At 41.4% G+C, this 263-nt stretch carries 1 protein-coding gene; it reads left to right on the top strand.

The features are described from left to right. On the top strand, positions 1–263 hold a 263-nt coding region (locus N5909_RS00085), incomplete at both ends, for a mucin-binding protein (RefSeq protein WP_271630619.1).

Genomic DNA, 263 nt, shown 5'->3' with positions numbered 1-263 from the left:
GATGATACGTTTGATAAAGTAGTCTCTCCAACTATCGCAGGTTACACAGCGGATAAATCAGAAATCCCAGCTGTAAGTGGAGTGAAGGCTAAAGACCAAGACCGCGTTGAAACAGTTACTTACCGTAAGGATGTTCAAAAAGCTGTTATCCGTTATGTAAGTACTAATGGTAACCGTGTTCTCACAACAGATGAAGTGACAGGTAAGTCAGGTGAAGCCATTGCCTACAGCACAACAAGTCAAATCACAGAATTCAAGAAACA

Source organism: Streptococcus gwangjuensis (assembly GCF_028156745.1).
GTDB classification, from domain to species: Bacteria; Bacillota; Bacilli; order Lactobacillales; family Streptococcaceae; genus Streptococcus; species Streptococcus gwangjuense_A.
The sequence above is the reverse complement of the archived record's forward strand: the minus strand, read 5'-3'. Positions and strand labels throughout refer to the sequence as shown.